The organism is Actinoallomurus acaciae (assembly GCF_042429965.1).
Taxonomy (GTDB): domain Bacteria; phylum Actinomycetota; class Actinomycetes; order Streptosporangiales; family Streptosporangiaceae; genus Actinoallomurus; species Actinoallomurus acaciae.
This window is the reverse complement of record NZ_JBHLZP010000504.1, coordinates 1-5737: the sequence shown is the minus strand read 5'-3', so window position 1 is coordinate 5737 and position 5737 is coordinate 1. Positions and strand designations below refer to the sequence as shown.

General features: G+C 71.3%; 7 protein-coding genes and 1 pseudogene. 2 read left to right on the top strand and 6 right to left on the bottom strand.

Going from position 1 to position 5737, the window contains the following annotated elements; all coding sequences use genetic code 11:
* From ACFFNX_RS40125 to ACFFNX_RS40115, 3 genes are all read right to left on the bottom strand, one after another.
* Positions 1-397 (bottom strand): phosphoenolpyruvate-utilizing N-terminal domain-containing protein (locus ACFFNX_RS40125; protein ID WP_378211397.1); only part of this gene is annotated, 397 nt, incomplete at its 3' end.
* Positions 390-653: an HPr family phosphocarrier protein gene (locus ACFFNX_RS40120; protein ID WP_378211396.1), complete on the bottom strand. Its 264-nt coding sequence runs from the start codon at positions 651-653 to the stop codon at positions 390-392. The genes ACFFNX_RS40120 and ACFFNX_RS40125, both read right to left, overlap by 8 nt.
* A 31-nt stretch (positions 654-684) precedes the next feature.
* Positions 685-1716, bottom strand: coding sequence for an SIS domain-containing protein (locus ACFFNX_RS40115; protein ID WP_378211400.1), 1032 nt, complete (start codon positions 1714-1716; stop codon positions 685-687).
* A gap of 230 nt (positions 1717-1946) precedes the next feature.
* Between ACFFNX_RS40115 and ACFFNX_RS40110 the strand changes: the two genes are divergently transcribed.
* Both ACFFNX_RS40110 and ACFFNX_RS40105 read left to right on the top strand, forming a co-directional pair.
* On the top strand, positions 1947-2702 hold the full coding sequence (locus ACFFNX_RS40110; protein ID WP_378211395.1) for a GntR family transcriptional regulator: 756 nt from the start codon (positions 1947-1949) through the stop codon (positions 2700-2702).
* Between the two features lie 96 nt (positions 2703-2798).
* Positions 2799-3221: pseudogene (locus ACFFNX_RS40105) on the top strand (Rv3235 family protein); the annotation flags it as partial.
* Positions 3222-3244: 23 nt separating this feature from the next.
* On the opposite strand, the gene ACFFNX_RS40100 reads toward ACFFNX_RS40105, so the two are convergent.
* The 3 genes from ACFFNX_RS40100 to ACFFNX_RS40090 form a co-directional block, all read right to left on the bottom strand.
* Positions 3245-4246, bottom strand: coding sequence for a CU044_5270 family protein (locus ACFFNX_RS40100; RefSeq protein ID WP_378211394.1), 1002 nt, complete (start codon positions 4244-4246; stop codon positions 3245-3247).
* A complete protein-coding gene (locus ACFFNX_RS40095) occupies positions 4243-4845 on the bottom strand; it encodes an RNA polymerase sigma factor (protein ID WP_378211399.1) in 603 nt (200 codons plus the stop codon). The genes ACFFNX_RS40100 and ACFFNX_RS40095 overlap by 4 nt, the downstream gene beginning before the upstream one ends.
* An 86-nt stretch (positions 4846-4931) precedes the next feature.
* Complete coding sequence (locus ACFFNX_RS40090; RefSeq protein WP_378211393.1) at positions 4932-5552, bottom strand: TMEM175 family protein; 621 nt, start codon at positions 5550-5552, stop codon at positions 4932-4934.
* Positions 5553-5737: the final 185 nt, after the last annotated feature.

Below are 5737 nucleotides of genomic sequence, written 5' to 3'. Positions count from 1 at the left end.
GGTCGCGGATGTCGTCGAGGTCGGCGACCCGCGCGGCCATGTAGTCGCCCGCGCCGGCCAGCATGTCGCGGAACACTCCGAACGCCTCGTGCACCGCGCAAGCCGCCGAGGCCCCGTCGGCGATCTTCTGTCCGGTCAGCTCGGCCAGGCCCGGGTCGCGGGCCATCATCGCCTGTGCCGCCAGGACGTCTCGTGCCTCGCCGCCGGCCCGGTCGCCCCGCTTCTCCAGGTCGGCGGCGACCTCTTCGAGGGCCGCGAGGGCGCGGGCCGTCTCCGGGGCGGCGTCGCCTTCGCGGCGTTCGCCGGCGGGAGGCTCGGGGACCGCGCCCGCGATCGTGCGCACCGGCCCGGCGCCGGCGCCGGGGCTGACGCCGAGACCGCTGAGGCGGTCAGGCACCGTTCGCGGTCACCGTGGCGACGAGCTCGTCGAGGGCGGCGTCGGCGCCGTCGCCGTCGGCGCTGATCACGATCTCCTCGCCGTGCCGGACGTCGAGGCCGATCACCAGCAGGATGCTCTTGGCGTTGACCGGATCGGCGTCCGGTCGGCCCACGGACACGTCCATCGGTGCCTTCGTCGCGGCCTGGACGAACAGCGCGGCGGGGCGGGCGTGCAGTCCCGCCTCGGTCTGCACCGTGACACGGCGCTCGGCCATCAGGCAGTCTCCCTTGTCGATACGGGCCCCATCATTGATCCGTCTGCGTCACCTTGCCAAGCCCGCGCGGGACGTCGGGGTCGATCCCCAAGCGTCGGGCCAGCCGCTCGGTGATCAGCTGACCCGGCACGATCAGGGCAAGTGGCGCGGCCCACTCCGGCAGGTCCGGACCGGGAAGCGCACGCGTGGACGCCTCGGCCAGCATACGGCCGCCGCCGATGCCGTACGCCTTCGCGCCCGCCGCGGTGACCCGTTCGGCCAGCGCGACCGTGCCCGGAAGCGTCGGGCCGGAGTCGGCGGCGACCAGGAGCGCCGGGGTGTCGTCGTCGACGACGGCGATCGGCCCGTGCAGCAGGTCGGCGTACGACAGGCCCATCGCGTGGAGGTAGCACGCCTCCTTCAGCTTGATCGCGAACTCCAGCGCCGTGCCGTACGCGATGCCCCGGCCGGACACGACCACGCCGGGTACGCCGGCGAGCGCCTCCACGATCTCGGGCAGCGCCTCGGCGGCCTCGGTCGCAGCGATCAGCCGGTCGACCTCCTCGGGCGCGCGGCGCAGGTCGGCGATGTCGACCTCGGCGCCCAGGCCGATGCCGAGCACCGCGAGCGCGGCGAGCTGGGTGGTGTAGGTCTTGGTCGCGGGGACGGCGATCTCGTCGCCGGCCCGGGTGACGAGCGCGAGCTGGGCGGCCTCGGCGAGCGGCGAGCCCTCGCCGTTGGTGACGGCGACGGTGCGCGCGCCGCAGCCGGCGGCCCAGTCGAGGGTCTCGACGATCTCCTCGGTCCGGCCCGACTGGCTGATCGCCACCGCGAGCACGCCGGACAGGTCGATCTTCTTCTTGTACGTCGTCGCGATCGAGGGCGAGGCGAGGGTGGCGAGCCGGCCGGCGTGCGTCTGGACCAGATAGCTTCCGTAGACGGCCGCGTTGTCGGACGACCCGCGTGCGATGAACAGCACCTGCCGGGTCTCCCGGCCCAGAACGCCGACCTCGGCCACGCGGGGCAACAGCGCGTCGAGGGTCGCGTCCAGCGCGGTGGCCTGCTCACCGATCTCGGTCCGCATACGAGAAGTGTCGGTCATGGGGTCTCCTTCGCCGTGTGGGTCTACGGCTCCCGCCGTGCGTGGATCCACGGCTGCGCGTCCGGCTCCGCGTGATCGTCGATGCGTGATCGCGTCGTTACGTCTTCGTAGTTCTGACCTGCATTGACACGCTCACTGGACGTGTGGTCTAGTCCGGACTAGACCAGTATGAACCATACTTCACTCCCCGACATCGCTGCCAGAGGTACCCCATGGGCAAGATCGATCCGACCAGCCCCGTACCCAAGTACTTCCAGCTCCGGGAGATCCTCCTCGACCTGATCGAGGACGCCGAACTGCCGGTGGACGCGCCCATCCCGTCCGAGCGGGAGCTGTGCCAGCGCTACCGGCTGTCACGGATGACGGTACGGCAGGCCGTCGACCACCTCGTCACCGAGGGCCGGCTGTACCGCGTGCCGGGCAAGGGCACGTTCGTCGCCCGGCCCAAGATCGAGATGCCGTTGCGGCTCGTGTCCTTCACCGAGGACATGCGGGCCCGGGGCCTCGAACCGGGCGCCCGCGACCTCGACCGCCGTACGACGCCGGCCAACGCCCATCTGGCGCGGGTCTTCGACGTGCCGCCGGGCACCGGGGTCCACGTCATCGAGCGCCTGCGCACCGCGGACGGCGAGCCGATGGCCGTCGAGCGTTCGCACATCCCGCTGACCGTCGCACCGGGGCTGCCCGACACACCGCTGAGCGACGCGTCGCTGTACGACGTGCTGGAGACGCGCTTCGGGATCGTGTTCGACGCCGGGGAGCAGACCATCGAGGCGGGCATCGCCGACACGGCCGACGCCCGGCTGCTCGACCTCGCCCGCGGGAGCGCGGTGCTGTTGCTTCAGCGGCGGTCGTTCATGAACGGCACCTGCGTCGAACTCGCCGTCTCGACCTACCGCGCCGACCGTTACCAGCTGCACAGTGCGCTGGAGATCCCGCGCCGGAGCCGGGCGGCGACCAAGCAGTGACGTGTCCGCATCCGGCCACGATGTATCTCCGTCTCCGCTGAGGACTCTCTGTGTGTCGCCGCCGTCCGGCGGCCCGCACATTACGGAGGTCTCATCGTGCGCAGACGAACGCCCGCACGCTCCCCGATCCGGCTCATCCCGTACGAGGGCCGCGAACCGGCCGCGATCGCGGTGCACGGGTCACTCGCCCTCGCCCTGGACTCCGGCCCGCCGCACGGGTGGCCGCCCCGGCCCGTTCTCGGCGTCGTACGCGACGGCCCGCCCGACGTGCGGGCGGAGGCACGGCTGATCGCCCGGCTCGTCGTCGAGGTGCTGGCCGGCGTCCGGCCGTACCACCACCTGGCCGGGCGTACGACACCGCTGCTGTTCGAGCGGCTGGGTTCGCTGTCCTCGCGCCGGTACGGGCGGGCCTCGCCCCGGCTGGGCACCGTACGGGTCTGTGAACCCGGACCGGGGGTCGCGGAGGTCGCCGCGGTGGCCCTGATCGGCCCGCGCGTCCAGGCGCTCGCGCTGCGGTTGGAGCACGACCGCCGCGCCGCGTCTCAGCGCTGTCCGGGCTTGTCGGTCACCTTGACGGTCACCAGCGCGCTCTGGGACAGCACCTGGCCGACCCGCTGGACCAGCTTCGGCTTTCCGTCGGTCTTCATGTTCTGCACCGCGACCAGCCGCGACCCCATGTAGCGGAAGGTCGTGGGGTCGAAGAGGATCTCCCTCCGGTCCTCACCCGGCGAGTCGCGATAGACGCCGACGGTGCGGCGCCCGGCGGCATCCGTCACCGGCTCCAGGTGCACCCCCGGAAAGTCCTTGAGCATGCGGAAGAGCGCGGCGTTCACCCGGGGTGGGATGAAGGGGTCGGTCCTGAAGAGCAGTTCGATGGACTCGAAGACCGGCTCGTTCGCGTCCCCGTTGCCCACGGTGCTGACGAACAGCTTGTTCTTGCTGCCCTTGCGCACCGCGCCGAGCAGGGCGTCCGGGTCGGTGGGCAGCCCGTCGACGTACTTGACGAGCTGCGGGAGCTGCAACGGCTCCGACGCCTTGGCCGCCTCCGCGTCGTAGGTCACCTGCAGTTTTCCGGTGCGCCGATCGATGGTCGCCGACCGGGCGGCGCCGAACTGGTCCCAGCGCTCCACCGTCGGGGCGGCCTGCACCTTTCCCGGCGCGGGGACGCTGTTCGTGAGGAGTGTGCGGGTGTAGATCCACTGGTCCGCCCGGGGCACCGTCGGCGTCTGGCGTTCGACGATCGACGCGGCCAGGGCGAGTGAGGGCAGGGGCCGCGTGACGTCCGGCCGCGGAGGCGTGACCGGCGCCGGGGCCGGGCCGCCGCCGGTCTGCGTCACGACGACCGCGGTGGCCACGCCCGCGGCCACGACGCCCACGGCGGCCAGGGGCCAGCGGCCACGGAGCCTCCTGATCTTCCGGGCACTCCGCGGTTCCCCCCGCATCTCGGCGTGCAGGCGAGCCCACGCTCGTGCCTTCACCGTGGGGTCGTCCGAAGGAACTGCCGGTCGTGCGTCGCGGACAAGGGCGATCTCTTCGTCGATCATCGGTCCTCCTCCTGAAGACGTGTGGGGTCGGCGTTTCCGAACGCGCGCCGGACCTTCTTGCGGATCCGGTGCAGGCGGGAGCGGACGGTGCCCATGGGCACTCGCAGCGCCTCGGCGGCCTCCTCGTAGGTCAGGTCGGCCCAGGCGATCAGGAGCAGCAGGTCGCGGTCGGCCGCCGACAGGTTCGTCAGCACGGACGCGATGCGGGGGCCGAGCAGTTCGGCGGTCACCCGCGCGTCGCTGCCGTCCGTGAACGACCCGGTCTCGCCCTCGGCGGGCGTGCGCGCGAGCAACTGGTGGCGGCGCCGTTCGGCCCGGCGGTGCTGGCCGATGAGGTTGGTCGCGATGCCGTACAGCCAGGGCCGGGCGTCCGGCCGGTCCAGGTTGTACCGTTCCCGGCTGCGAAAGGCGACCGCGAAGGTCTCGGCGCCGACGTCCTCCGCCGCCTCGGGCCCGAGCCGCCGCGCGACGTAGCGGTGGATCTCGTCCCAGTGCCGGTGGAAGATCTCGGCGAATCTCTCCGGGTCGGTGAGCGACGCGCCGATCGTCTGGCTGTCGCTCACCTCACCGGTGTCCGAGTGCGGATATGTATCGATCATCACCAACCGGTTCTCCAAGTCCAGCGTGTGCGCGTCGGTTCATCCGGTACTTGGTGAGATCGGCCGTCGCTGTTCCCGCTTCTTTTCTAGGCTTCGGCGGCCACGCGCTGTCGGCGGCGCAGGACCTGTTCGACCGGCGCGGAGAGCAGGAGGAGGAACAGCGCCCAGTAGCTGATGGCCGGCAGGGCCAGCGCGACGACCAGGGCGGCGGCCAGGAGAACGGTCGCGGTGGCGGACGAGATGGCCAGCTCCGGGGTTGGCGGGTTCTCCTCGGAGGCCACCGCGGCGTCGGCCCTGATGATGAGGGTCATCGCGGTCTGGAGTGCGCTGACGGCGAAGATCGTGCCGATGTAGAAGCCCGTGGTGAACCGGTCGCTTTGGAACACGCCCACGACCTCGGTCGGGAACGGCAGCACGACGATGGCCAGCAGCCAGCCGGCGTTGCAGAGGATCAACGGCGTCGAGTAGGCCCGCACGTGCTGATACGCCCGATGGTGGGCGAGCCAGAAGCGAATGATCACCACGAAGCTGAGGAGGAAGGTCCAGACCTCCGGCTGGTGTTTCGTGATCACTTCGATCGCCTCGCCGTGCTCCTTGGCGACTTCGGGGACGATGTCCACGAGCGGAAGCACGAGCAGCGTGACGGCGATCGCCACGACGGCGTCGGTGAACAGAATCAACCGGTGCGGTTCTTTTGAGACGGCCACCGGCAACAAGCTAGCGCCTGGTCACGCACCGATCGGGGCGATCAGCCGCAAAGGGGGCAACGGGGCGGGATCGGGCCGCCGGCTCTCACCAGGCGAACGGCCCCGGGCGGATGGCGGATTCCAGGGGTCCTCGCAACACCTGATGGTCTATGTGGCTGTCAGTAGATCACGCAGGCGCTCGGCTG